The organism is Lysinibacillus sp. K60 (assembly GCF_019731275.1).
Classification (GTDB): Bacteria; Bacillota; Bacilli; order Bacillales_A; family Planococcaceae; genus Lysinibacillus; species Lysinibacillus capsici.
The window spans coordinates 312,549-338,913 of sequence record NZ_JAASJR010000001.1 but is presented as its reverse complement, the minus strand read 5'-3'; the positions used below and the strand labels follow the sequence as shown (position 1 = coordinate 338,913).

The window sequence follows — 26,365 nt, the reverse complement described above, 5'->3', positions numbered from 1 at the left end:
TTCTCTCCTCACCGTTCGGATTCATTTTTATCTCAACTAGTATAACAGAAAAAAGGAGTCGCCTCAAAAATAAATTTAGGCGAACTCCATTTGTCATCTATTCTTTTGTCAAAACTATGTTACTGATCAAGGATTATATCTAATTGTTCAATTGGCATTGGCTTGAAATAGAAGTATCCTTGTCCTACTGTGCATCCTAGCGCACGTAGAATCTCAACCTGTTCCTCTGTCTCTATGCCCTCTGCCACTGAAATCATTCCTAAATTTAATGCTAACTGAATGATAGAGCGAACAATAGCCAGTGTTGCTGGATCTTCTATAGCATTGATGAAGCTACGATCAATCTTTAGTTCAGCAAACGGTAGTTGTTGCAAATAGCTTAACGAAGAAAAGCCTGTGCCAAAATCATCTACGGATGTTTTAAAGCCATAGCTCTTTAGCTGTTGAATGATCTTATAGGCTGATTGAAAATCTACTAAACCAATATTTTCTGTCACCTCTAAGATAATATAGCTAGGGTCAATATTATACTTCCGCACAAGTTTCAGTGTATCCTGAACAAAGTGCGTGTAGTAAAAATGATCAGGTGAAATATTGACTGCTATTTTCACTAATTTCTTTCCTAGGCGTTGTCGTTCTGAAAGCCATGAGAGTACCGTCTCTAAAATAAGTACATCAATTTCTCGAACCTTACCAGCACTCTCTGCTACTGGAATAAAGACTGCTGGTGAAACAAAACCCAATTTTGGGGAAATCCACCTTGCAAGTGCTTCAATACTTTGAATATCCCCATTGCGTAAATCTACTTTAGGCTGTAAGTGTACTGTTATTTCTTTATTTTTAATGGCTTCTGACAAATGATTTAAGACTGTCATCTTCTGTACAAGCACATCATTTTTCTCTGTTGTAAATATTTCAGTATGTGTACCTGGCCTATCGATTGCAAAGGATAACGCATTATCTGCAAAACGAATCGCATCATTAATATTAATGTCATCACTATAGGAAGCAATTCCTGTTTTTAATGTAATATAGATTTGCTTTCCTCCTATAATAAAAGGTTGGCGAATCGTTTCTTTTATTCTCATCTCATAATCATGTAAATCTTCATGAAGTGACATTGTAGTCATAATCAAACTAGAGCTTGTAAACCTAGCAACATACTCATTACTTTCTGACTTGTCTTGCTCAAGACGTTTCGCAAGTTGTCTTAAAAGTTCATCACCAATTTCACGGCCATACAATTCAACTACTTGATGAAATTCACTCGGTTTTAATATTTTAATAAAGCCGCTTTGACCCTGCTGAACTTCTCTTTCAATCGTATTAACAAAGCTGTGACGATTAGGTAGACCTGTTGTAATGTCTGTATAGGCTAAATCCCAAATTTTTTTCTGCGTCCTTGCATATGAATAAGCCAATGCAACAAGAGCACCCATTTTTCGAAACAAATTTTTAAGCATTTGGTCACTTTGTGTTTTTTGGCTAAATATCGAGAAAACACCTATTACTTGCCGCTGTTGATTACGTATAGGGATAAACCATCCATGCGGCTTTTTAGCTAGCGAAGCATATTGCTTATGTTCTTCAGGAATATTCACTTCATCTAAATTCTCTATGAAAGTAGAGGTTTCTGATTGCATGACCTTATTAAAGAAATCATTGTTTGCACAACATCTTGGTACGCTCTTTGTTTGATTATCTCCTATGAAAACTTGTAATTGGTTTACTTCTGTTTTTATAAGCACCATACTTGCAATATTTGGCATGAAAAATTCATCGAGGCCTTGACAAATAAGCTTCATCTTTTGCTCGAAAGTAAACTCCTTCTCAATTGCCCTGTACATATCATTTTCTAAACGCATTAAGAAGTCTTCCGTATGATAATATGTAACATCCTTCACAAATACTAAAACAAATTGCGTTATATTTGCCTCATTGCAAAATGGTAATGCTTGTATTTCTGCCCAAAAGGGAGGTTTATCGATGCCATTATGATATAGCTTCGCCTGCACCATTATGCCGTTATGTATTTTTTCTTTAATCATTTCAATGGTTGTCTTTTTTTCATCCATTGATAGCCATGAAAAATAATCAGTATTGAGAATTTGTGAACGTGCAGCATTAGTAAGCATACAAAAAGAATCATTACACTCTACTATGCAATGATGCTTCGTCGCATCAAAAATAACGTAGCTTTCTTTCGAATTATTCCCTAATTTGCGAATGCTGTTTAATAATACATCATAATCTGTGTTTAACGATTTAGTGACCATCTAACCCCTCCTTTTCTATCCCTTCATCTCATTTCCATTGTACATAAAATTTAATTAAATTTTCACTTTTATTAAAAAAAACTTCTTTTCTAGGACACTATCTGTCCTCTGCCTACTATAATATATCCCTTTATACCGTTTTTATGTAAATTTATTCAAAAATAAGGGGATTATTCTACTTTGTTAGAAAAAAGATGTTTTTTACAGTTTAATCCTCTATTTCCAAAATAAAAAGCTGTATTTAAAGTAAATTTTGTACTTTAAACACAGCTAATATTCTATTGATTATACATATAATGGATGCTTATCAGTTAATGCCTTCACACGATCTTTTGCATCTGCTTTAACTGTTTCATCTTCAGGGTTTTTAAGAACAGCTGCTATAATTGCTCCTACTTCTTTCATATCTTCCTCTTTAAAGCCACGAGAAGTGACCGCTGGAGTACCAATACGAATTCCAGAAGTGACAAATGGAGATTCAGTATCGTAAGGGATTGTATTTTTATTTGTAGTAATACCCACTTCATCTAGTGCGTGCTCTGCTACTTTACCTGTTAAACCAAGAGATTTAACATTTAGCAGTAATAAATGGTTATCTGTACCACCAGAAACAATTTCAACACCCTCAGCAATTAATACTTCTGCTAAAGCCTTTGCATTGGCTTTAATTTGTTTTGCATAGTCTTTAAATTCTGGTTGTAAAGCTTCTCCAAATGCTACAGCTTTTGCAGCGATAACATGCATTAATGGGCCACCTTGAATTCCTGGGAATACAGATTTATTTAGTTTTTGCTCCCATTCTTTTGAAGCAAGAATTAATCCACCACGTGGTCCACGTAATGTTTTATGTGTAGTTGATGTAACAAAATCAGCATATGGCACTGGTGATTGATGTTCGCCAGCAGCTACAAGTCCTGCAATGTGTGCCATATCCACCATGAAATAGGCTCCGACTTCGTCTGCAATTTCACGGAATTTAGAGAAGTCAATTTCACGTGGATAAGCAGATGCACCTGCAACAATCAGTTTCGGTTTATGCTCTAAAGCTTTTTGTCGTACATCTTCATAATCAATCACTTGTGTATCTTGTGTTACACCATACTCTACAAAATTATATAGAACACCAGAGAAGTTTACTGGAGAACCATGTGTTAAGTGACCACCATGTGAAAGGTTCATACCAAGAACTGTGTCACCTGGTTCTAGAATCGTATGGTAAACAGCCATGTTTGCTTGTGCACCTGAGTGTGGTTGTACATTTGCATATTCTGCTCCGAAGAGTTCTTTTACACGATCACGTGCAATATCTTCTACTACGTCTACATGCTCACAGCCACCATAATAGCGTTTACCAGGATAACCTTCAGCGTATTTATTTGTCAGTACTGATCCTTGCGCTTCCATCACTGCTTCGGATACAAAGTTTTCGGATGCAATCAATTCAATATTTGCTTGCTGACGTGTTTTTTCTGCAAGAATTCCATCTAATACTGCTTTGTCTTGTACTGCTAATTTTTCATATGCCATGTTTGAAAAAGCCTCCTAAAGTATCGTTATTCATCTCTACCACTAAAATAGGGTGGTAATTATTTATATACTGCACGTTCTCCGCCAATTAGCTTAGGACGTGTTGTTGCAATCGTCACAACAGCTTCTCCTACCATTTTTACCGATGTTCGAACAGGTACAGCTACTGCTTTCAAATGCATACCGATTAATGTTTGTCCAATATCAATACCTGCATGTGCCTGTATTGTTTCAACAATCACTGGATTATCAAATTGCGTATAGGCATATGCTGACATTGAGCCGCCTGCCGTACGTACTGGGACAACTGCTACTGGATCATAGCCAAATTTTTCAGCTGTTGATGCTTCCATAGTAATGGCGCGATTTATATGCTCACAACCTTGGAATGCTAAAAGCAATTGATGCTTTGCTGCAAATTCTTGTAACGGCTCAAAAATGGCTTCTGCTATCTCCAACGCTCCCGCTGTGCCAATTTTCTGACCAATCACTTCAGATGTAGAGCACCCTACTACAAAAATTGTATGGGGTCGTAACGTTACCTGCTCTTCAAATTCACTGAGTAACTGAGTCAAATGTGTTCGTATTTGTTTTACAACCATTAAGCTCAGCTCCTTCATCTATATCCATTAAAATCATGCCATATATGACATCCTATACGAATGCCATATATGGAATAACAAAACTACTATTGCTCTAGTTCAGTAATTTTTTCAATACGGCGTACATGGCGGCCACCTTCAAAATCGGTCTCTAGCCATGCTTGTACAATTTCACGTGCAAGACCAGGGCCAATTACACGTTCGCCCATTGCTAAAATATTTGAATCATTATGGCAACGCGTTGCCTTAGCACTAAATACATCATGTACTAATGCACAACGTATGCCCTTGACCTTATTAGCGGCAATGGACATACCTATTCCTGTGCCACAAATTAAAATGCCTTTATCAAATTCTCCGTTAGCAACACCCTCAGATACAGGTTTTGCATAGTCTGGATAGTCTACTGAATCCGCAGATTGTGGACCAAAATCTTCGTAGCTAATTTGAAGTTCATCTAATAGCTGCATAATCTCACGACGTAAGTTATTGCCTCCGTGATCAGAAGAAATTGCTATTCTCACTGGGTTCCCTCTTTTCGAATTATAGTCAACCTTAGTGTACCACTTCTTTCTGAAGAATAACACGATTTTTCTTGTATTTTTACGTTGATTTTTCCCGAAAGACGAACATTAATTGTATGTTAACACAAAATCATTCACTTTTAAACTTATTTTTTTGTGGATAATGTGAATATCATGTTAATAAGTTCGGATAATGGTCTTTTGTTGTAATATTCCATCTTCTGAAGTTTTTTTAGCTTTTTACTTACAGTGGACATAAATTGTCCTTTAATAAAAAAGGTTATACATAAATCCGATTTTTCACGGGATTTATGTATAACCTTCAGGACTACGCTTGTCTATCAAATTGTTGAATCATTTTATGCAATGCTTCTGATTGCTTTTTCAAACTTTGAGCCAGATGCTCGACTTGTTCAATTGCATAGGCTTGCTCTTCAGCTGCACTACGAACTTCCTGTGCACCTGCTGACGTTTGTTCCGCAATGGCAGCAACTTCCTGTGATTGTCGAGCTGTCGTTTCAATATTATGCATTTGCTGTTCGATTAAAGAAGAAATCTCAACAATTGATGTTGCCATTTCATGTACATTAGAAGCCATATTTTCTACTGCTGTCGTTGTTTCAGAAACTCGATCGGCTTCCTTTGTTGCAAAGGCAACTTGTTCGTTCATTTGTTTCACAACTACTTCTACGTTTTGCTGCATGGTTTGAATTAAAGCTGTAATTCCTTGCACTGCTTTTGCACTTTCATCAGCCAAACCACGGACTTCTTCAGCTACTACTGCAAAGCCCTTTCCATGTTCTCCTGCCCGAGCAGCTTCTATAGAAGCGTTTAGTGCCAACAGATTGGTTTGTGCTGCAATGTCACCAACTAAGCTAATTATTCGTTCTACCTGTCCAGCATTCTCTTCTAGCGCATGAATGCTTTTTAATGCCTCATTATTGCCTGTCGCAATTTGTTGAATACTATTCACTAATGTTTCAATGGCTTTTGTTGTTGTCGATAAATTATGTAGAATCTCTTTAGTTTGTGATGCTGATGCCTCTGCCCTACTATTTACCTCTGTTGCAAGCGTTCTTACATCTTCAATCGCTTCAGCAGTATCTTGTACAGCTGTCGCAGATGCTTCTGCTCCTGTAGAAATATGCTTTACGGTAGACGCAATGCCTTCTGCCTTTCTTGTTGCCACTCCTGCTTCATCTGAAAGCTGGATAATCGATTGATTCGTTTGTTGGAAGTTATGATCAATACTTTCCACCATTTGACGTAAGTTTAACACCATTTGTTGGAATGCCTCTGCAACAGATCGAATCTCATCATTTGTATTAGGCATTTGTACATCCTGTCCTATTTTTCCTTCCGCCACAAGTGTTGCTGAATGCTCAAGCTGCTGTAAAGGCTTGATGAGGATTACACTTAAAAAGGCAGCTAATATCCCTGACCAAGTTATGCCTAACGCATACGTAATCACTTCAAAAACTTTTCGATTTGTGTCAGGGAAGAAGGTAGGTTGTAAAAACTCAATGAATATAAAGCTGACACTGTAGGTGATTAGTGCAAGAACACTAACAAATAACACCAATTTTAGTCGTAAACCAAATTGTTTTTTCATAGGACCCCTCAATTCTTTTCTAGTTTTTGTATTAATTGATCGATCAGTTCTTTTAATTCTGCAAATGTTGCTTCGTAAATTGCGCTATTACCACCATAAGGGTCCACTACATTTTCTAAACTGCCCTCATTTGTATACTCTTTCAATGTAAATACTTTATGCTCAGCTTCTGGATAATTGGAAATGACGGTATCTTTGTGAGCAGTCGTCATTGTTAAAACTAAGTCTGCCCATGCCATTTCAGCTTGTGATAATTGCGTCGCAAAATGTTGATGGGACATTTGGGCTTCATTTAACACTTGTTGTGCATGTGCTGACATTTGTGCATTAGGCATCGCATAAATCCCCGCTGAGCGCACTTCTACATTGTTTATTTGTTTATGTTTTAAAATAGCTTCTGCCATCGGACTGCGACAAGTATTGCCTGTACAAACAAATAATATTTTCACACTTATCACTCTCCAATTTTATCTATTGTTGAATAGCTAGAATACTCATGATTATAAATATAATGCCAGCAACTACTTGAATTTTATTGCCAAAAAAGACTTGGCTTCTACGTGCTATAACTAATGACCCATAAGCACACATTAATGCACTTAAGCCTGCACTCATAATAAAAATCGTTTTTTCTAAGTTAAGCATACCAAAAGAAACACTAACTGAAAAGGTGTCTAGGCTTGCAGTCACAGCTAAAAGTACAGGTGAAATCGTTACTTTTTCATCTCTGTGAGAAAATAATAATAAATGCATACCGATACAAAATAATAAAATACTTGAAATCCATTGTCCCCATTCTAATAGAAATCGGACTAAATAATTTCCTAATTCAAACCCTAATAAAGGAAAAAGCATATGTAATGCAGCCGTCCATAATGATAAAAATAATCGATATCTAACATTTGGCAGCAAAACATATAGACCAATCACATCAACAGACGTTAATATACCTGCAAGAATTCCCTGCAAGAATGCACTCCTTCGCTCCCTAATATTTTATCATTTTATGCTCGAAAATACATTATTATCATAACTGTTTACTATTGTTTTTCATTTTTAACATATAATAATTGGACAAAAAAAGACAAAAAACATGTGTTTCTTCAATGTCTTTTGCCTATAATTGTTCGATTGTTATTTACAATGAATACCATTTACCTCCAGAGGCTTTTTCAAGTCTATTCATAATAGCTGCACCTACTCCTTCTATTGAAGTAGTTGTTGCTAATATTACGGTAGCGGTAGTTTTATCACATGCTCTAAGTGCATTATATAAGGCCGCACCCATTTCTTCTTTACTTCCTGCTTCACCAATAGAGAAGTAAAAATCCACTTTAATTTCTTCAAAGTTCTCAGGTGCAAGTAGTGCTACACGATGTCCCTGTCTCTGTAAATGTAGAACAGCTTCGTTGACTTTCTCAACATCACAGTCTATTAAATACACGGGGGCATTTGGTGCATAATGCGTATATTTCATTCCCGGTGCCTTAGGCGTTGCGTCTAGCTTCTGTTCTATTTTAGTTGGTTGAATCACTGGGCCAATCTTAGCCTCAAGCATTTCCTTCGTAATGCCACCTGGACGTAAAATTACTGGAGGTTCATGTGTCACATCTAATACAGTAGACTCAAGCCCTATGCCTGTAGAACCTCCATCTAAAATATAAGGTATGTACCCTTCTAAATCATCTAAAACATGAACGGCTTCTGTAGGACTTGGCTTTCCACTACGATTAGCGCTTGGTGCAGCAAGTGGTTTTTGGAGCTGTTGTAGTAAGGCGAGCGCTACTGGATGATCAGGCATTCGAATGCCTACTGTTGATAACCCAGCTGTGACACTTTTAGCTAATACATCTGGCTTCGCTGGCATCACCAGTGTTAATGGACCTGGCCAAAATAAATCCATGCATTGTTTAGCTATGTCAGAAATATGGTCGATATAGATCGCTACTTCCTCTTTTGTACCAACGTGGACAATTAAAGGATTATCTGAAGGTCGACCTTTTGCTTCAAATATCTTTTTAACTGCCAGATCATTTGTGGCAATCGCTCCTAAGCCATAAACCGTCTCTGTTGGAAATGCGACTACCTCTCCTGCATTTAAGATATCCACAGCTTGTGTATAATTAATCTGACTATTCACATTACTGTCCACAACCTTACAAACAGTTTTCATGATTAATACCTACCTTCAATTATTCGTTTTTACTGAATTATCCACAAATTGTTTATAACTTATTAAAAAATGTGTATAAGTTGTCTGAATTTGTGCACAATTCATTCAAAAAGTCCTTTAATCCATTCCCATATAAAGAATGTAACTTGTTCTTTTTCTTCTTCTACTTCTACTTCTTCTTTTACCTCTTCTTTATCAGGCTCACATATCGATGGGAAGATACTGCACCACCAGTTATCTCCACGTGCATCACCAATCTTTACAACAATTGATTGATAGACATTTTGTGGATAAAGTACAGCACCTTGTCTTTTTGGTGGGAACAAATTATCCCCAACAACAACCTGTGTATCCAATTGTGGATAATTTTCGCTCAGTTCAGCTTCAATTTGTTGTTTTAACGAAAGTATTTGCTCATTCCCAGCAAATCCAGCAGTACCTACTTGTAGAAAGTATGGCTTTAAATCTTGAACAAGCTGCTGTTTCGCTAGCTGATCTTGTGCAGTATTACTGTTTGCAATAACACGTATACGAAAATCTTTTTCTGGCACATCAACGGAAGATTCCTTCGCCAAACCTACTAATGTTGGAATATATAAAACACATAACTGTAAAACAATCGCAATTAATACTAGTCTAGCAAAAGCTAGAAAGATATTTTGTTTAGGTAATCTAATAATCTTGTATTCGTTCAACATAAAAATCCCTCCTTGCTCAACATTGTTGGCAAGATTAAGAAACTTTATACATGTAACTCACAAAAAATCATTCGAGGTTTACCATTAATATCTTTTTCTACTGAAACTGTCGCCTGTGGAAAACTATCTTGAAAGAATTTGGCTACTTTTTCCCCCTGTGTATAACCGATTTCTAATCCAATCAACGCTGGCCTATTCATATAAGCTGGTAATTGTTCAGCTAATTTTCTATATAAAATAAGACCATCTTCCTCTGCAAAGAGGGCGCTATGCGGCTCATGCTCTAGCACAACGCTTGACATTGCTTGTGCCTCATTAAATGCAATATACGGTGGGTTCGATAAAACAATATCAAATTTTTCTCCTGCAAGTGGAGCAGCTAAATCTCCCAATCTAAAATCAATATCTGCCTCTAATCGCTGTGCATTTTTTTGAGCAGTTGCTAGTGCAGCTTCTGATAAATCGGTAGCTATGACCGTTAATGCTGGACAATCCAGCTTCATTGAAATAGCAATGGCTCCACTACCTGTACCGATATCAGCCAGCTTCAATGTTTGCTTTGTAAATAATTTAGGTAGTCGATTAATTGTTCCAAGTACCAATTCCTCTGTTTCAGGTCGGGGTATTAAGACAGATTCATCGACTAAGAATGAACGACCATAAAACTCCTCATACCCAACACAGTATTGGACAGGGCGTCCATTGGCATGTTCTTCTATGAGCTCATTAAATCTCATTTGCTGTGCTGCTGTTAATTCATCCTGCAAATGCAACATAACTTCTCCATAACTAGTACCAAGCACATGTTGCATAACAATCCGCGCTGCTGTTTGTTCACAACCATTATCCACTAAAAAAGAAGAAGCCCACTCAAGGGCCTCCATCACATTTTTATAAGTCATCATTTAAACGCTCTAACTTCGATGCTTGTTCTTCTAAAATAAGAGCATCGATAATCTCGTCTAGTCTGCCTTCAACGATTTGATCTAGCTTTTGAATCGTTAAGCCGATACGGTGGTCGGTTACGCGGTTTTGTGGATAATTGTATGTGCGAATTCGCTCAGAGCGATCACCAGATCCAACAGCTGATTTACGTGTAGCATCAATCTCTTTTTGCGCTTCCTGCATATACATATCTGCAACACGAGCACGAAGAATTTTCATTGCTTTTTCACGGTTTTTAATTTGTGAACGTTCATCCTGCATCGAAACCACAACACCTGTTGGTAAATGGGTCATACGAACAGCAGACATCGTTGTATTTACAGATTGACCACCCGCACCAGAAGATGCGAATGTATCTACACGGATATCTTTTTCATGGATTTCAACATCCACTTCCTCAACCTCAGGTAAGCAAGCAACTGTTGCTGTTGATGTATGAATTCGGCCTTGTGATTCTGTAGCAGGGACACGTTGTACACGATGTGCGCCATTTTCAAATTTGAATTTTGAATAGGCTCCTTGTCCATTAATCATAAAGATTACCTCTTTATAGCCGCCCATTGGGTTTGGTGTAGCTTCCATAATATCAATTTTCCAGCCTTGCGTTTCTGCATAGCGAGAATACATACGGAACAAGTCACCTGCAAAAATATTAGCCTCGTCACCACCAGCTGCCCCACGGATTTCCATAATTACGTTTTTATTATCATTCGGATCTTTTGGAATTAATAAAATACGTAATCGCTCTTCTAGCTCTTCCTGCTGTGCTTTTAAAAGGTTAAATTCTTCCTTTACCATTTCGTGCATATCAGGATCTTTTTCGCTATCTAACATTTCTCGTGTATCGACTAGCTGTTCTTTCACACTTTTATATTCACGATAAGTATCTACTGTCTCTTGGATATCTGATTGTTCCTTAGAATATTCGCGTAATTTCTTACTATCATTAACAATATCCGGATCGCTCAAAAGCTCAGTAAGCCTTTCATAACGATCTTCCACTGCCTGTAATCGATCAAACATGGATTTCACCTCTATTTAGTTTTTTAAGTTGCTCCTTTTTTATAGAGAAGCCGCTTTCATCAAAATTACGCTAAGGCGTAATGGTTTTTTCATTTCTTATTTCCACTACTTAGTATAAGGAAATTTTCACATGTATGCTACTTTTTCTTAGTGCTATAACAAGCTACTTAGCTTTAAAGCGGTGGATTTGCATGACATTTTCGGCAAACAGGGTAATACGAATCATTGCCACCGATTTGAATTTGATCTCCTGTGTAAACTGGCTTTCCACTTTCATCTACTCGCAAATTCATTGTTGCTTTTTTATGACAGAACCAGCAAATTGTTTTCATTTCCTCAATTTTATCTGCATATGTAAGCATGTACTGGCTACCTTCAAATAGCTCATTTTGAAAATCATTTTTTAAACCAAAGCCCATTACGGGAATGTCCAATTTATCTACAATGTTAGCTAGCTGTAAAACATGTGCTTTTTTTAGAAATTGAACTTCATCCACAAGCACACAATAAGGTTTGACAGCATTAGTTTTCACTATTTCAAAAATATTTGTATCTTCATAAACAGGAATGGCTTGTTGTCGTAAACCTACTCGACTGGAAACAAAGCCCACCTCATCACGCGTATCTAGACCTGAAGTAAACATCATTACAGGTTTTTGTTGTTCTTCATAATTATGGGCAACTTTTAGAATTTCTATTGACTTCCCACTATTCATTGCACCATGTTTAAAATATAGCTGTGCCATTTTGTCTTCTCCCTTTCTTTGTGTCAATCTGGATTTTGAAAAGACTTGCATCAACGTGTATTATTTACTGAAAAAAATACCTGCCAAGCGCATGCTTGGCAGGTATTAAACTAACATTAGTTTTTAAGACCGTATTTTTTGTTGAAACGATCCACGCGACCATCAGCAGACGCGAATTTTTGACGGCCAGTGTAGAATGGGTGACATTCGTTGCAGAACTCGACAACGATGTTTTCTTTTACTGAACCAGTTTTGAAAGTGTTCCCACAAGAGCAAGTTACTGTTGCTTCTTTGTAGTCTGGATGAATTCCTTGTTTCATATTCGTTTTCTCCTCTCGCCCTGAACCATCTGGAACAGAGTATTATCGAACTGTACCTTACATAGCCCGAATATGTCGACTACAAAATTTGTGTCGAAGTGGAACGTCAGCTACATATGTACACGTTGCATACTTTTGAAGTATAGCATAGGCATTTTATTTTTTTCAAGTAAAAAATATTAAAAGCAAACTATCCCTAATATCTAACCTCGAACTTCACGATAATCATTGTCTACTAACCCAATTTTCTCATTTCGCTCTTTAAAGCGAATATTATGTGAAGATACATAGGCTACTTTCGGTGCATCTGGCTCCAAGTATAGTTTTGCACTATTTAATGCTAGTATTCCATCGGTAAATGCACCAGCTATTAATCTAACTTTACTAGGGTGATCAATAAAATCGCCAGCTCCATAGATACCTGCTACGTTCGTTTCCCGATTCTCATTAACAATCGCTACGCCATCCTGGATGTTTAATCCCCATTCTTCAAGCGCACCGTAATCACATTTTAAGCCATGATTGACAATGACAGCATCTACCTTCACTCGTTCCATTTCATCGGTATCTTTATTGACAATGGATACATATTGAATTAAATCACCGTCCCCATGCAATTGAACGACTTCATAGGGCGTTTTTACATGAACTGAGGATTCTTTCATACGTAAGACATTTTTTTCATGTCCACCAAAATCATCTCGACGATGAACAATCGTGACGCTTGCGGCAATTGACTCTAGCTCGTTTGCCCAATCAACCGCAGAATTACCACCACCTGAAATCAACACATGCTTGTCTCGGAAGATTTCTAATTCCTGAACTGTATAATGTAAATTCGTTACTTCGTAGCGATCCGCTCCTTCAATTTCAAGCTTTTGCATAGAAAGGACGCCATAGCCTACTGCTAAAATAACCGTTTTGGAATAATGCTTTTCTCCTGTAGAGGATGTTAAAATAAATGTTCCATCCTGTTGCTTATCTAATTTCTCCACTTTTTGATTTAAGACAATCGTTGGATCAAAGGTTTCAGCTTGCTCCACAAGTTGTTTAATAAGCTGACCACCTAAAATAGGTGTTACTCCACCTACATCCCAAATCATTTTTTCAGGATATATTAGCATACGACCACCTAGTTGTGAGCTATACTCGATAATTTTCGTTTTTAAATCTCGCATTCCACTATAAAAGGCAGTATAAAGCCCTGCTGGACCACCACCAACAATCGTTACATCATATAGTTCCTCTGACATCTCCTCTTCTCCATCCCCTTCTAATCTATTCAAACGTAAATTGTTTGACAAGAATTAATCTAATAACCGTCTATTCTTTCCCCTCATGGAGAAAGGGAAAAGTGCTATTTACTCTTTTAATCGTGCTAGTAAATACAAGAAATAGGGTGCTCCTAAAACTGCTACCACAATCCCTGCTGGAATTTCTGAAGGTTCTAAAATGGAACGACCAATTGTATCAGCCATTAACACTAAAAACCCTCCTAATAATGCTGCAGTTGGCAATAAAAACTGGTGTTTGGCCCCAACAAGCTGTCGAGCTAAGTGTGGCGCAACAAGTCCTACGAAACCAATGCCACCACTTACAGAAACACTAGCTCCAGCCAAACCAACAGCAGCAGCCAACAACCAGCGTCGCTCTTTTTCAATCGAGGCACCTAGTCCTACTGCTGTTAATTCACCTAAATTCAATATGTTTAATACACGTGATTTTGAATAGACGAATGGCAATAAGATAACTAACCATGGTAATAACGACAGAACAAATCTCCAATTTGAGCCCCAAATGCTACCTGCTAACCATGTTGCTACAAATTGATAATTCTCTGGTGATAGACGTAGTGTTAGCACAATCATAGCCGAGCTAATCCCTGCTGCCACAGCTACCCCAGTTAAAATTAAACGCATTGGTGTAATCCCCTCATGACGTCGATAAGAAAGTGAATAAATCAGTACAGCTGTCAAACCTGCTCCTACAAAAGCCAGTATCGGCAGTAAATAAACAGGTGCTGCTTTCGTAGTGGGGAAAAATGACACATAGAGCATAACGGCTAGACCTGCTCCCGCATTAATACCTAGGATTCCTGGGTCTGCTAAGGCATTTTTAGAAATGCCCTGTAAAATAGCGCCTGATATAGCTAAACCCATACCTACTAATACAGCAATCACAATTCTAGGAAGTCTGAATTCATATAAGATAAGCTGCTGTTGTGCGTCACCTTGACCAAAAAGAGTCCAAAGAACCTCCATTGGTGTCAGTTTAATGACACCTGTATTCATACTTATGACAAAGGTAATAACGATTAACACAATGAGCGTAGCAAGGATGGAAAAATTTTTCCTTTTAGCCTTCAGCTGACTTGGTGTTAAATAGCTGTTACTCATAGTTCTTTCCCTCCTTTTCGAGCTAAATAAAGGAAGAATGGTACTCCAATAAAGGCTATAAGCGCACCAATGGGTGTTTCATAAGGTGGATTAATAACACGTGCTACTAAATCAGCTAACACAACAAGCAATGCTCCATATACCAAGGAACAAATGATGATCCAGCGATAATCATGACCAACTATGTATCTGGTTAAATGAGGGATAATTAATCCTACAAAACCAACCGCACCGACAACAGAAACTGCTGCACCCGCTAAAACTAAAACAATGATCATTCCCCATACTTTAACCACAGCAGTACGTTGCCCTAGCCCGACTGCAATTTCTTCACCTAAGCTCAGTACGGTGATGGAACGCGATAGGATAAGAGCTCCTATCATCGCAACAAGTATCCATGGAGATAAGATTTGTAGATGGCTCCATTTTGTACCCGAAACACCACCCGCATACCAAAATGCGAGGTCTTGTCCGATACGAAAATAAAGAGCAATCCCTTCTCCGAGCGCTCCAAGTAATGCACTAACAGCAGCTCCTGCTAAAACTAGTCGCATAGGTGTTAAGCCACCTTTAGAAAGCGAGCCAATACCATAAACGATGGCCACACCAAGACCTGCACCTACAAAGGACCATAAAATTAAATACATATAAGGTAGCCCAGGGAAAAAGGCAAAACATACGGCTAACATAAAGGCAGCTCCTGAGTTCAAGCCTAATAACCCTGAGTCAGCTAAAGGGTTCCGTGTCATCCCCTGCATAATCGCACCCGCTACCGCGAAGCTTGCACCGACTAACGCTGCTCCAAGTACCCGTGGTAAGCGAATATCATGGATAATTTGATGTGTTGTTAATTCTGGTGAAAAATGGGTAACTGCTGTCCAAACAGTACCCAATGAAATATCTGCTGCACCAAAAGAAATTGATAAGCCAATGGCAAATAATAATCCAATTACTCCTATGATTAAAGCCACTACTCCACGGATCGGATGAGATCGCTTCTGTAGCTCTTCTAAATCGTGGAGCTCTCCTACTCCTGTCGACGTAGTCATTTTATTTCCTCCTCATAACTTCCAACTAGCTTTTATTTTTTCATATCGTACAGCTGATAAGATAGGCAGATTGGATTTTCACTATAGGGACATACTGCCATTTCTGCATCGATATTAAATACCCTTTGTAAATTTTCTTTTGTCATCACTTCTTTTGGACTGCCATTCACCATTAAATTGCCGTCTCTCATGGCCATCATAAAATGAGAGAAGCGTGATGCATGATTTAAATCATGTAAAACCATGATAATTGTTCGCCCTTCTTCTTTATTTAGCTTTTGTAGCAACAATAAAATATCGAGCTGATGTGCTAAATCTAAATAAGTTGTTGGTTCATCCAGTACTAAAATATCTGTGCCTTGCGCCAATGCCATAGCAATCCACACTCTCTGACGCTGACCACCTGATAATGCTTCGATTGGTCGATCACTAAATTCTCTTAGCCCCGTAACATCAATAGCCCAATGGATATATTCATAGTCTTCCTTTTGCAATGTACCAAACCCTACTTGATGAGGAAAACGACCATAGGATACCAGTTCAAAAACCGTTAATCCTCCTGGTGCAGTTGCTGTTTGAGGTAAAATAGCCATTCTTTTGGCCACTTCTTTTGTTTTTAATTGATGTATAGCTTTGCCATCTAAATAGACAGCTCCATTTTGTGTGCGTAATACACGTGCAACAGCCTTTAATAAAGTAGATTTGCCACAACCATTTGGACCAATAATCGTGGAGATCTGGCCTTTCGGAATCTCCACACTTAAATCATTGACGATGAGCGCTGAGGAATAACCAATCGCAACATGATCTATTTCTAGTACTGACATTTTTAACTTCCTTTCACTTTTGAGAATGCTATTACTTTTACATTTGTAAACCAAATTGGGCTGTATACAAGCCATAGTAAGCATTTTGGCGTTCCATTAATTGCTCATGTGTGCCTTCTTCAATAATGCCCTTTTTCGATACCACAACAATTCTGTCTGCATCCTTAATCGTTGCTAAACGGTGGGCAATCACTAATGTAGTACGACCGATAGAAAGCTCGTTTAAGGCTTGCTGGATAGCTAGTTCTGTTTCTGTATCCAATGCAGATGTTGCTTCATCTAGTATTAAGATTTTTGGATTTTTCAAGAAAATACGTGCAATTGATAATCTTTGTTTTTGTCCGCCTGATAATTTGACACCACGTTCACCAATGAGTGTATCCATGCCCTCTGGTAAAGCATTGATTACATCCGTCAGTTGTGCTCGTTGTGCGGCATACCAAATATCTTCTTCGCTGGCATTTAAATCCCCATAGGCTATGTTTTCACGAATGGTACCATCGAATAAAAAGACATCTTGCTGGACAATCCCGATATGCGAACGTAAAGATTGCAATTTAAAATCTCGTATATCAACACCATCAATCTTAATGGAGCCTTCATTCACCTCATAAAAACGTGGCAATAGGCTACAGATCGTAGATTTCCCTGCACCAGAAGGTCCTACTAAGGCAACCGTTTCACCAGGACGTACCTTTAAATTAATTTGATGTAAGGCACGATTATTGGCAGCGTAGCCAAACGATACATTAGAAAAAGTAATTTCACCATCAATTTCATCGATTGTTTTCGCTTCTGGACGGTCTGCAATTTCGGGCTCCGTTTCGAGGAATTCAATATAGCGCCTAAATCCTGCCATGCCCTTTGGATAGCTTTCTATAAACATATTGATTTTGTTAATTGGTCCTAAGAGAATACCTGAAAGTAAAATAAATGCGATAAAATCACCATTTGTTAAATGCCCATTTAATACAAAATAAGCCCCAACAAATAAAGTAAAGAGTGATAATACCTTCGTGAGTATGCCTGAAATTGCTTCATTCCAAGCCATTACTTTATAGGAAAAAAGCTTTGTCATACGGAATCTTTCATTATTTACTTTAAAGCGTTTAATTTCATGATCTTCATTTGTAAAAGCTTGTACAACACGAATACCACTTACATTGTTTTCAACACGTGCATTGAAATCTGCGATATCTCCAAACATTTGACGGAATGCCTTGGACATTAATTTTCCGAAAATAATAGTTAAGATTAAGATAATCGGTACAAGTAAGAAAATAAGAATCGTAAAGGTTGGATCAATATAGTACATGACACCAAATGTTCCAATAATCGTCATAGCTGCAATAAAGATATCCTCTGGACCATGGTGAGCAAGTTCACCAATATCCATCAAATCATTTGTTAAACGAGAAACAAGATGCCCTGTTTTGTTGTTATCAAAATATCTAAAGGATAACTTTTGCACATGACTAAAGGATTCTTTTCTCATATCTGTTTCAATATTAATGCCCAGCATATGTCCCCAATACGAAACGATAAAATGTAGAATGGAGTTAAAAATATATAATGCAAACAGCAATAAGCTTGCCATAATAATCCACTTTAATTCCCCATCTGGCAGAATATCATCAATTACTTTATTTAAAACAATCGGAAACGCAAGCTCTATTAATGCCACTAATATGGCACAGCTAAAATCTAAAATAAATAAACCTTTATAGGGCTTATAATATGAAAAAAAACGCCGTAATAACATGGTGTAGCCTCCTATTATGATCTCGTTTTACGTATCTATAAATGAGCTATCAACAATAGCTCTCCTGTTATCTCAGTTATTGTTGATGAGCCTTTGTAAATTCAACGATTTTGTCAGCTAGTTCTTCAGCTTGGTGTAAGCCAGAGAGTGGGTCAGAGGCAAAATAATATTCAGATGGAAGCTCTAATACTTGATTATTTTTAACGACATCTAAGTTTGTCCATGTTACTGGTAACTGGCCATCTTTGTTAAAGAAATTAATCATGAAGTTATAGTCACCTACATAGTCCTCTACTACCTCATAGGAAATCTCATAGCGTCCATTATTTCCTTCCTTTGTATCAAACAGCTCCCGCACCTTTTCTTGAGGCAACATGTCTAAAATTTGATAGAGTGCTCTACCGCCCGAAACACTAGATTTCCCTATAATCGTTGCATTTTTTTCAAACATTTCATAAATAGTAAATGTAGATCCTTTTGGAATCACATCCATGATTTTTTCTTTAGCTTTGGCGATCCGATCTTCAAATTCTTTTGTAAAAGCCTCAGCCTCTGCTTGTCTTCCTAAGTAATTTCCCATTGCCTTAATCTCCTCAGTCGCTGATCGATGGGCATCTTCAGCGAAAACAATTGTGGGAGCAATTTTTTCATACTTTGCTACATCTTCCACATTCCAAGTAATAATCAAATCTGGCTTTAACTCTAAAACTTTTTCTAATGACACCTTACCATCTGTACCAATATTCGTAATTTCTCCATCCTTATAGTGTCGCTTTAAGAAAGCAGCATAATCAAGGTTAGCCGTTACGCCTCCGACTGGTACAACATCTAACGCTAAAATTTGTCCCAGATACCAATCAGTTACGACTCTCTCTGCCTTCATTGGAATTTCTACTTCACGTCCACTATCATCTGTTACGGTTCTAGTCTCTGCTTTCTCGGGCGAAGTTGGTTCATCAACCTTAGATTGGCTTGTCTCTTCATTACACGCTGCTAGTAAAACGAACAGGCTTAATAAAAAAGGAAGCTTTATATGGTGAATCATCTTCTTCATCATGATTTCATTTTCTCCATTCTCAAATCGTTTTGCTTGCGCGAGCTGATTATTATTGTATTGAAAATGATTCTCATTTGTAATGGCAATTTCGGACATATTAGATGCATATTTCAGCCTAAAGCTACTTGGAGCCAGATTTGTTGCTTTTTTAAAAGCACGACTAAAATAATATTCATCTTCAAATCCAAGAGATATGGCAATTTCTTTTATGCCATATTGATTGGTTAATAAATACTGCTTAGCCTGCTCTATTCTCAATTGTTGTAAATATATTTGTGGGCCTATTTCATAGCGTGCTTTAAAGATGCGTAATAAATGCCGTGTACTAATCTGAAGCATATCTGCTAATGTCTGGATAGATAATGGTTGATGAATGTGTTGCTTTATAAATAATCGTGCGGCTTCCGCCTTATCAATTTCATGTGGTTTCCCTTGTCCTTCTACTAATTCTCGAAAGACATGATAGATAATTTCATAGAAGGACGCCCTTACAGATAAATGCTCCTGTATAGAGCCAGATTGCCATTTGCTATACATATCTTGAAGGATGCCGTGAATGACTATCGGATTTGCGGGTACACAAGAGAAATGTGTTTGAAATGGTTGATAGTGCATGTGCAAATGCTGTATAAAGGCATCTTTGTACATGACATCTCCCTTATAGCTAATGAGAAAATAGCTAACACTTTGCTGTACCCTAATGTGAAGACATTGAGATTTTCCTATATGAAAAATACTGAAGCGCTGCACATGATAAGATTGATCATCAATGACAATCTGTGCATCGCCTGCTGTGACAATAAGAAACGAACTATATGTTAAAACCTTTGACACATGAATGTCTGATTTATTTATGTAATCGATTTGCTTCAACTGGATAAATGCATTTTGCCAAAGAAGCATATAGGCATCATAATTCATCTTCGTCTCCTTCAGAACATATTTACTTACCATTATATTGATAATGATTATCAATTTCAATATACATATATAAAATAAACATATACAAAAAAAATCACCATTGACAATTTGTTTGTCAATGGTGATGCCATTTATAAAAGTCCCTTACCCTTTGTTGCTTTTTTCATATCTTCATTTAGCTTTTCAAAAAATTCTTCATTTGATTTTGTTGTACGTATTTTTTTCAGGAAGCGCTCTGCAAAATCTGGTGCATCAGAAAATGTTTTACGAATCGCCCATAGCTTTTCAAGTTGTTCTGGCTCCAGAAGAAGCTCTTCTTTACGTGTACCCGAACGACGAATGTCAAGTGCAGGGAATATACGGCGTTCTGCTAACTGACGATCAAGATGAAGCTCTAAGTTCCCTGTTCCCTTAAATTCTTCATAGATAACTTCATCCATACGAGATCCTGTATCTACTAAAGCCGTCGCTAAAATTGTTAAACTACCGCCTTCTTCAATATTACGAGCTGAACCAAAGAAACGTTTTGGTCTATGGAACGCAGCAGGATCAATACCACCAGAAAGTGTACGTCCACTCGGTGGAATCACTAAGTTATAAGCACGAGCTAAACGTGTAATGGAGTCCATTAAAATGATTACATCACGCTTATGTTCCACTAAACGTCGCGCACGTTCTAATACTATTTCAGCCACTTTGACGTGGTTCTCAGGTACTTCATCAAATGTTGAGCTGACAACATCTGCATTGACAGAACGTTCAATATCCGTCACTTCCTCAGGTCGTTCATCAATCAGTAGGACAATTAACTCTGCTTGTGGATGATTGGTTGTAATAGCGTTTGCAATCTCTTTTAGTAAAGACGTTTTCCCTGCCTTTGGAGGAGCTACAATTAATCCACGTTGTCCAAAGCCTACAGGTGCCACTAAATCCATTATACGTGTGGATAAATTGCGTTGTGTTGTTTCTAGTTTAATTTGTCTATTTGGATATAAAGGTGTTAGTGCTGGGAAATGAACTCGTTCTTTCGCTACTTCAGGATCTTCGCCATTGACAGCATCTACTTGTAATAGGCCATAATAGCGCTCATTTTCCTTCGGTGGACGCACCTTTCCTGAAACCTTGTCCCCATTACGCAAATCAAAGCGACGGATTTGGGATGCAGAAATATAAATATCTTCTTTACTCGGTGAGTAGTTGATTGGTCGAAGGAAGCCGAAGCCCTCTTGCGAAACAATTTCTAGTACGCCTTCCATAAAGAAATAGCCCTCTTGCTCTGAACGCGTTTTCAAAATAGCAAATATCAATTCTTTTTTCGTTAGCTTGCTATAATAAGAAATTTTATATTGGCGTGCAAGGGCGTAAAGCTCTTTTAACGTCATGTTTTCTAATTGAGCGATTGTCAATGCAGACATATGCACAACTCCAGTCTTTTTCAAAATATAATTCAATTTAATGGGGTTATCATTGAAGTTTACGCTTGGCTCTGCTAACGCTTATATGGTTGCCTTTAATAATATCTTTTGGAATACTTTCCACCATATAACTAAACATTGCCTTAAAAATATGGGATGGTTATTTAAAGAAGAAGGTACCTAGCACAATAGATGTACTAGGTATATTTTAGAAGAAAATAACATTAATATCTAGGTTTTTTCTCAAGAGCGTGACGGCCTTCAACAAAGCGAACCGTACCAGATTTAGCACGCATAACTACTGAATGAGTTAAGGCATAAGCACCTTTATATTGAACACCCTTTAAAAGCTCGCAATCTGTTACAGCTGTCGCTGCAAAAATAGCATCGTCACCTTTTACTAGGTCATCTAAATAAAGTACTTTTTCAACATCCACACCCATTTTTGTGCAGCGTTCTAATTGCTCTTCATCTTCTGGTACTAGTTTTGCTTGGAAGTCACCACCAAGACATTTTAAAGCTACTGCCGCAATAACACCCTCAGGTGCACCGCCTGTTCCAAACATAATATCAATGCCTGTTTCATCAAAGGCCGTATTGATTGCAGCACCAACATCGCCATCTTGGATAAATTTAATACGTGCACCAGCCTCACGAATTTCATCAACAATCGCTTGGTGACGTGGTCGATCTAAAAGAGTAGCTACAACATCCGAAATATCTTTATTTTTAGCTTTTGCTACTTGTAATAAGTTATAAGTGACCGAAGCATTGATATCCACTTTGCCCGCTGCTTCTGGTCCTACAGCAATTTTCTCCATGTACATATCTGGTGCATTTAACAGATTCCCTTTATCTGCAATAGCAAGAACTGTCATAGCACCATTTGTACCTTTTGCTACAATATTTGTACCTTCTAAAGGATCCACTGCAATATCTACTTTAGGACCACCATTTCGTAAACCAAGTTCTTCACCAATATAAAGCATTGGTGCTTCATCCATTTCGCCTTCACCAATTACTACTGTAGCATGCATTGGAATTGTATCGAACATTTTGCGCATCGCTGTTGTTGCTGCATCATCTGCCTCAATTTTCAAACCGCGCCCCATCCATTTCCCGGATGCGATTGCTGCTGCTTCTGTTACTCGTACTACTTCCATCGATAAACTACGTTCCATTGTTGCTTTGCCTCCCGTTATGGGCACCTTTTCGTGCCAAAACATTCAAATTACCTCTATTGTAACATAATTGGTTGAAAACTTTTAGCTCTCATTATTCCTTTGTCTCAGCTACACGTGCCACAATTGTTTCACGTCGAATATCCGCGCCTAAATCACGTAATTTCTCAATAAGTGAGCTATAACCACGTTCGATATGATAGATATCCTGAATCTCAGTTTCTCCTTCTGCTAAGAGTCCAGCTAACACTAAAGCTGCTCCAGCACGAAGATCTGTAGCTGTTACAGTTGAGCCATGTAATCTACTTGGCCCTTTAATAATTGCTGTGTTTCCTTCTACACGAGCATCTGCATTCATACGACGAAGCTCATCAATATGCTTGAAACGAGCTGTGTAAATAGTATCTGTTACTTTTGAGGAACCAAATGCTTGTGACATTAACACGGCAAGCGGTTGTTGAATATCCGTTGGGAATCCAGGGTATACCAATGTTTTAACATCCACTGCCTGTAATGTTGAGAGGTCTGTTTTTGGCACATAAATACTTTCTTCACCAATCTCAATTTTCACACCCATTTCACGAAGCTTGGCAATAATTGCTTCTAAATGCAGTGGAATAACGTTATCGATCGTTATACCATCACCAACTGCTGCAGCCATAATTAAAAATGTGGAGGCCTCAATGCGATCAGGTATAATCGTATGTTCAGTACCATGTAGCTCTTCTACGCCTTCGATACGAATGACACTTGTACCTGCACCTTTAATATTGGCACCCATATTTGTTAGAAGTGTCGCAACATCAATTATCTCAGGTTCTTTTGCAGCATTTTCAATGACAGTACGTCCCTTAGCAAGGACTGCAGCAAGCATGATATTAATAGTAGCCCCAACACTTGCTACATCTAAATAAATTTTTGCCCCAATTAACTCATCTGCACGTAAATAAATGGCTCCATGTTCATTCGTAATTTTAGCTCCTAAAGCCTCAAAGCCCTTTATATGTTGATCAATAGGTCGAGGCCCTAAAAAACAACCTCCAGGTAAACCAATAACTGCTTTTTTGAAACGTCCAAGCATAGCACCCATTAAATAATAAGAAGCACGTAACTTTTTAACGTTGCCGTTTGGTAAGGGCAATGCAATCATCTCTGTTGGATCGATTGTCATTTTCCCATTCTCAAATGAAACTTCCCCACCAATTTCCTCTAATAGAGCCTTTAACGTCCAAGCATCTGAAATTTCGGGTATCCCTCCAATAGTCACTGGAGAGTTCGCCAAAATTGATGCAGGAATTAAGGCGACTGCACTATTTTTTGCACCACTAACTTTAATTGTACCTTGTAGACGATTTTCGCCAGTAATTTTATAAACATCCATTTTGCGTTCTCCCTCATGATTGGAAAGTAGTATTTTTGCAATTTGCACACTTTATAATCTTATTATTCGCCTTTTCTCTTATTCCAATCCGCTAAAAATCCTTCAATTCCTTTTTCAGTTAATGGATGGTGGAAAAGCTGTTTTAATACTTTAAACGGAGTAGTTGAAATATGTGCACCTGCTAAAGCTGCTGCTGTAACGTGTTGAGGGTGACGGACAGAGGCAGCGATAATTTGTGTATCGATATTATGGATTGTAAAAATATCTGCAATTGTTTCAATTAACTCAACACCATTTTGACCAATGTCATCTAAACGGCCGATAAATGGTGATACGTATGTAGCACCTGCACGCGCAGCCATTAATGCTTGGTTAGCACTAAAAATTAATGTCACGTTAGTTTTAATACCTTTGTTTGCAAAGAAACGACATGCCTCTAATCCAGCTGGTGTCATAGGTAGCTTTACTGTGATGTTTGGCGCAATAGCAGCTAACTCCAAACCTTCTTTAATCATTCCTTCTGCATCAAGTGCAATAACTTCCCCACTTACAGAGCCATCAACAAGCTCAGCGATTTCGCGAAGACGATCATGGAAAGAAACATTCTCTTCTTTAGCCACTAACGATGGGTTTGTTGTCACTCCTGATAAAATACCCCATGCATGTGCCTCTTTAATCTCTTCAAAGTTTGCTGTATCAATGAAAAATTTCATATTATTATTTCCTCCTGATCATTTTTCTTATATTATTAAATATTTTCCAAAATTTCTTTATTTCAAAAACAAGAGAAGGTCGATTGAAAGCATCAACACTTCTCTTATTATGTGTATTTATCTATGCTTTTGTAACATATTAAATGCAAAAATTATGCTTTTTGTGCACTTCCAAATTCACGAATTTTACCAATAACCGTAGCTTTGATGGCTTCCCGTGCTGGACCAAGGAATTTACGAGGGTCGTAAACAACTTTGTCGTTGTCAAGAATTTCACGAATTACTTTTGTTGCTTCAATTTGATTTTCAGTATTGACGTTGATTTTAGCCGTACCTAATGAAATAGAACGTTGGATATCTTTTGTTGGGATACCTGTACCACCATGTAAAACAAGTGGAAGGTCTGCCAATTTAGAGATTTCCTCCATTTCTTTAAAGCCTAAGTTTGGCTCTCCTTTGTAAGGACCGTGTACAGAGCCAAGTGCTGGCGCTAAGCAGTCAATGTCAGTTAGTTCAACCATTTTGCGACATTCTTCTGGATCAGCGTAAATAATACCACCGATTACGCCATCTTCATCTCCACCAACAGTTCCTAATTCTGCTTCCACAGAAACGCCTTTAGCATGTGCGTATTCTACTACTTCTGAAGTAATTTTCACATTTTCCTCAAATGGGTGATGTGATGCATCAATCATCACGGAAGTAAAGCCTGCATCAATTGCTTCTTTACATTTTGCAAAGCTAGAACCATGGTCAAGGTGAATTGCTACAGGAACTGTAGTACCGTAAGATTCCATTAAACCTTTTACCATATGAACAACAGATATAAATCCGCCCATATATTTACCTGCACCTTCAGAAACACCAAGAATCACTGGAGATTTTTCTTCTTCAGCTGCTTGTAAAATTGCTTGAGTCCATTCAAGGTTATTAATGTTGAATTGACCAACAGCATAACCTTCTGCTTTTGCTTTAATTAACATCTCTTTCATAGATACTAATGCCATACTAAAAATCCTCCTCATAGGACTATTCTTTCTACATAAACATGCTCCTCAATCATAGCAAAAATAATAGCCCCTGAAAAGCAGGGGCTATTATTTTCTACCCGAAAGCGGAGGGTAACGGAGCGGCAGGGTGACGAAGTGAAGGGTAACGCAACGAAGTCCTACTCCCCTGAAAAGCAGGGGCTATTATTTTCTACCCGAAAGCGGAGC

At 37.9% G+C, this 26,365-nt stretch carries 24 protein-coding genes; all 24 read right to left on the bottom strand.

The features are described 5' to 3' along the window. Window positions 1-119: 119 nt before the first annotated feature. Window positions 120-2,276, bottom strand: coding sequence for an EAL domain-containing protein (locus HCH28_RS01750; protein ID WP_221679371.1), 2,157 nt, complete (start codon window positions 2,274-2,276; stop codon window positions 120-122). 285 nt (window positions 2,277-2,561) lie between these two features. Further along, window positions 2,562-3,803: a serine hydroxymethyltransferase gene (gene glyA / locus HCH28_RS01745; RefSeq protein ID WP_221679370.1), complete on the bottom strand. Its 1,242-nt coding sequence runs from the start codon at window positions 3,801-3,803 to the stop codon at window positions 2,562-2,564. A 59-nt stretch (window positions 3,804-3,862) separates the two neighbouring features. Then, window positions 3,863-4,405: a TIGR01440 family protein gene (locus HCH28_RS01740; protein ID WP_016992753.1), complete on the bottom strand. Its 543-nt coding sequence runs from the start codon at window positions 4,403-4,405 to the stop codon at window positions 3,863-3,865. A gap of 86 nt (window positions 4,406-4,491) precedes the next feature. Beyond that, window positions 4,492-4,929: a ribose 5-phosphate isomerase B gene (gene rpiB / locus HCH28_RS01735; RefSeq protein WP_004269466.1), complete on the bottom strand. Its 438-nt coding sequence runs from the start codon at window positions 4,927-4,929 to the stop codon at window positions 4,492-4,494. Between the two features lie 328 nt (window positions 4,930-5,257). Then, window positions 5,258-6,541 carry a methyl-accepting chemotaxis protein gene (locus HCH28_RS01730; RefSeq protein ID WP_004269465.1) on the bottom strand — a complete coding sequence of 428 codons (1,284 nt, stop codon included), beginning with the start codon at window positions 6,539-6,541 and terminating at the stop codon, window positions 5,258-5,260. An 8-nt stretch (window positions 6,542-6,549) separates the two neighbouring features. Further along, complete coding sequence (locus HCH28_RS01725) at window positions 6,550-6,990, bottom strand: low molecular weight protein arginine phosphatase (protein ID WP_221679368.1); 441 nt, start codon at window positions 6,988-6,990, stop codon at window positions 6,550-6,552. Window positions 6,991-7,012: 22 nt separating this feature from the next. Further along, entirely contained in the window at window positions 7,013-7,510 is a 498-nt protein-coding gene (locus HCH28_RS01720; RefSeq protein ID WP_221679367.1) for a manganese efflux pump MntP, read from the bottom strand. A gap of 169 nt (window positions 7,511-7,679) precedes the next feature. Then, a complete protein-coding gene (locus HCH28_RS01715; RefSeq protein WP_221679365.1) occupies window positions 7,680-8,714 on the bottom strand; it encodes an L-threonylcarbamoyladenylate synthase in 1,035 nt (344 codons plus the stop codon). A gap of 101 nt (window positions 8,715-8,815) precedes the next feature. Next, entirely contained in the window at window positions 8,816-9,412 is a 597-nt protein-coding gene (locus tag HCH28_RS01710; protein ID WP_221679363.1) for a stage II sporulation protein R, read from the bottom strand. 44 nt (window positions 9,413-9,456) lie between these two features. Then, window positions 9,457-10,317 (bottom strand): peptide chain release factor N(5)-glutamine methyltransferase, encoded by an 861-nt coding sequence (gene prmC, locus HCH28_RS01705; protein WP_221679361.1) that lies wholly within the window; start codon window positions 10,315-10,317, stop codon window positions 9,457-9,459. Further along, a complete protein-coding gene (gene prfA / locus HCH28_RS01700) occupies window positions 10,304-11,380 on the bottom strand; it encodes a peptide chain release factor 1 (protein ID WP_004269459.1) in 1,077 nt (358 codons plus the stop codon). Before prfA ends, prmC begins: the two co-directional genes overlap by 14 nt. Before the next feature lie 173 nt (window positions 11,381-11,553). Then, window positions 11,554-12,126, bottom strand: a complete 573-nt coding sequence (locus tag HCH28_RS01695) for a thymidine kinase (RefSeq protein WP_048395608.1) — start codon at window positions 12,124-12,126, stop codon at window positions 11,554-11,556. Window positions 12,127-12,242: 116 nt separating this feature from the next. Next, window positions 12,243-12,446, bottom strand: a complete 204-nt coding sequence (gene rpmE, locus HCH28_RS01690; protein ID WP_004269457.1) for a 50S ribosomal protein L31 — start codon at window positions 12,444-12,446, stop codon at window positions 12,243-12,245. Between the two features lie 203 nt (window positions 12,447-12,649). Continuing rightward, window positions 12,650-13,699 (bottom strand): NAD(P)/FAD-dependent oxidoreductase, encoded by a 1,050-nt coding sequence (locus HCH28_RS01685; RefSeq protein WP_221679360.1) that lies wholly within the window; start codon window positions 13,697-13,699, stop codon window positions 12,650-12,652. Between the two features lie 108 nt (window positions 13,700-13,807). Beyond that, window positions 13,808-14,842, bottom strand: a complete 1,035-nt coding sequence (locus HCH28_RS01680; protein WP_221679359.1) for a FecCD family ABC transporter permease — start codon at window positions 14,840-14,842, stop codon at window positions 13,808-13,810. Next, on the bottom strand, window positions 14,839-15,891 hold the full coding sequence (locus HCH28_RS01675; RefSeq protein ID WP_221679357.1) for a FecCD family ABC transporter permease: 1,053 nt from the start codon (window positions 15,889-15,891) through the stop codon (window positions 14,839-14,841). Before HCH28_RS01675 ends, HCH28_RS01680 begins: the two co-directional genes overlap by 4 nt. A gap of 32 nt (window positions 15,892-15,923) precedes the next feature. Beyond that, window positions 15,924-16,718, bottom strand: coding sequence for an ABC transporter ATP-binding protein (locus HCH28_RS01670; RefSeq protein WP_066036941.1), 795 nt, complete (start codon window positions 16,716-16,718; stop codon window positions 15,924-15,926). 37 nt (window positions 16,719-16,755) lie between these two features. Further along, window positions 16,756-18,480, bottom strand: coding sequence for an ABC transporter ATP-binding protein (locus HCH28_RS01665; RefSeq protein WP_221679355.1), 1,725 nt, complete (start codon window positions 18,478-18,480; stop codon window positions 16,756-16,758). Window positions 18,481-18,556: 76 nt separating this feature from the next. Beyond that, on the bottom strand, window positions 18,557-20,458 hold the full coding sequence (locus tag HCH28_RS01660; protein WP_221679353.1) for a helix-turn-helix domain-containing protein: 1,902 nt from the start codon (window positions 20,456-20,458) through the stop codon (window positions 18,557-18,559). A gap of 131 nt (window positions 20,459-20,589) precedes the next feature. Then, the gene (gene rho / locus HCH28_RS01655; protein ID WP_016992739.1) at window positions 20,590-21,873 is read right to left on the bottom strand and encodes a transcription termination factor Rho; all 1,284 of its coding nucleotides are present in this window, start codon (window positions 21,871-21,873) and stop codon (window positions 20,590-20,592) included. A gap of 224 nt (window positions 21,874-22,097) precedes the next feature. Beyond that, the gene (gene glpX / locus HCH28_RS01650) at window positions 22,098-23,054 is read right to left on the bottom strand and encodes a class II fructose-bisphosphatase (protein WP_004269449.1); all 957 of its coding nucleotides are present in this window, start codon (window positions 23,052-23,054) and stop codon (window positions 22,098-22,100) included. A 94-nt stretch (window positions 23,055-23,148) separates the two neighbouring features. Continuing rightward, window positions 23,149-24,435, bottom strand: coding sequence for a UDP-N-acetylglucosamine 1-carboxyvinyltransferase (locus HCH28_RS01645; RefSeq protein ID WP_048395599.1), 1,287 nt, complete (start codon window positions 24,433-24,435; stop codon window positions 23,149-23,151). Window positions 24,436-24,497: 62 nt separating this feature from the next. After that, window positions 24,498-25,148, bottom strand: coding sequence for a fructose-6-phosphate aldolase (fsa, locus tag HCH28_RS01640; protein WP_004269447.1), 651 nt, complete (start codon window positions 25,146-25,148; stop codon window positions 24,498-24,500). A 152-nt stretch (window positions 25,149-25,300) separates the two neighbouring features. Further along, window positions 25,301-26,155, bottom strand: coding sequence for a class II fructose-bisphosphate aldolase (locus HCH28_RS01635; RefSeq protein ID WP_004269446.1), 855 nt, complete (start codon window positions 26,153-26,155; stop codon window positions 25,301-25,303). Between the last annotated feature and the right edge of the window lie 210 nt (window positions 26,156-26,365).

Excerpts from the sequence above, each read along its gene's own strand:
- HCH28_RS01750 (WP_221679371.1), bottom strand. The coding sequence starts at position 2,276 with ATGGTCACTAAATCGTTAAACACAGATTATGATGTATTATTAAACAGC.
- glyA (WP_221679370.1), bottom strand. The coding sequence starts at position 3,803 with ATGGCATATGAAAAATTAGCAGTACAAGACAAAGCAGTATTAGATGGA.
- HCH28_RS01740 (WP_016992753.1), bottom strand. The coding sequence starts at position 4,405 with ATGGTTGTAAAACAAATACGAACACATTTGACTCAGTTACTCAGTGAA.
- HCH28_RS01730 (WP_004269465.1), bottom strand. The coding sequence starts at position 6,541 with ATGAAAAAACAATTTGGTTTACGACTAAAATTGGTGTTATTTGTTAGT.
- HCH28_RS01715 (WP_221679365.1), bottom strand. The coding sequence starts at position 8,714 with ATGAAAACTGTTTGTAAGGTTGTGGACAGTAATGTGAATAGTCAGATT.
- HCH28_RS01710 (WP_221679363.1), bottom strand. The coding sequence starts at position 9,412 with ATGTTGAACGAATACAAGATTATTAGATTACCTAAACAAAATATCTTT.
- prmC (WP_221679361.1), bottom strand. The coding sequence starts at position 10,317 with ATGATGACTTATAAAAATGTGATGGAGGCCCTTGAGTGGGCTTCTTCT.
- prfA (WP_004269459.1), bottom strand. The coding sequence starts at position 11,380 with ATGTTTGATCGATTACAGGCAGTGGAAGATCGTTATGAAAGGCTTACT.
- HCH28_RS01695 (WP_048395608.1), bottom strand. The coding sequence starts at position 12,126 with ATGGCACAGCTATATTTTAAACATGGTGCAATGAATAGTGGGAAGTCA.
- rpmE (WP_004269457.1), bottom strand. The coding sequence starts at position 12,446 with ATGAAACAAGGAATTCATCCAGACTACAAAGAAGCAACAGTAACTTGC.
- HCH28_RS01685 (WP_221679360.1), bottom strand. The coding sequence starts at position 13,699 with ATGTCAGAGGAACTATATGATGTAACGATTGTTGGTGGTGGTCCAGCA.
- HCH28_RS01680 (WP_221679359.1), bottom strand. The coding sequence starts at position 14,842 with ATGAGTAACAGCTATTTAACACCAAGTCAGCTGAAGGCTAAAAGGAAA.
- HCH28_RS01675 (WP_221679357.1), bottom strand. The coding sequence starts at position 15,891 with ATGACTACGTCGACAGGAGTAGGAGAGCTCCACGATTTAGAAGAGCTA.
- HCH28_RS01670 (WP_066036941.1), bottom strand. The coding sequence starts at position 16,718 with ATGTCAGTACTAGAAATAGATCATGTTGCGATTGGTTATTCCTCAGCG.
- HCH28_RS01665 (WP_221679355.1), bottom strand. The coding sequence starts at position 18,480 with ATGTTATTACGGCGTTTTTTTTCATATTATAAGCCCTATAAAGGTTTA.
- HCH28_RS01660 (WP_221679353.1), bottom strand. The coding sequence starts at position 20,458 with ATGAATTATGATGCCTATATGCTTCTTTGGCAAAATGCATTTATCCAG.
- rho (WP_016992739.1), bottom strand. The coding sequence starts at position 21,873 with ATGTCTGCATTGACAATCGCTCAATTAGAAAACATGACGTTAAAAGAG.
- glpX (WP_004269449.1), bottom strand. The coding sequence starts at position 23,054 with ATGGAACGTAGTTTATCGATGGAAGTAGTACGAGTAACAGAAGCAGCA.
- HCH28_RS01645 (WP_048395599.1), bottom strand. The coding sequence starts at position 24,435 with ATGGATGTTTATAAAATTACTGGCGAAAATCGTCTACAAGGTACAATT.
- fsa (WP_004269447.1), bottom strand. The coding sequence starts at position 25,148 with ATGAAATTTTTCATTGATACAGCAAACTTTGAAGAGATTAAAGAGGCA.
- HCH28_RS01635 (WP_004269446.1), bottom strand. The coding sequence starts at position 26,155 with ATGGCATTAGTATCTATGAAAGAGATGTTAATTAAAGCAAAAGCAGAA.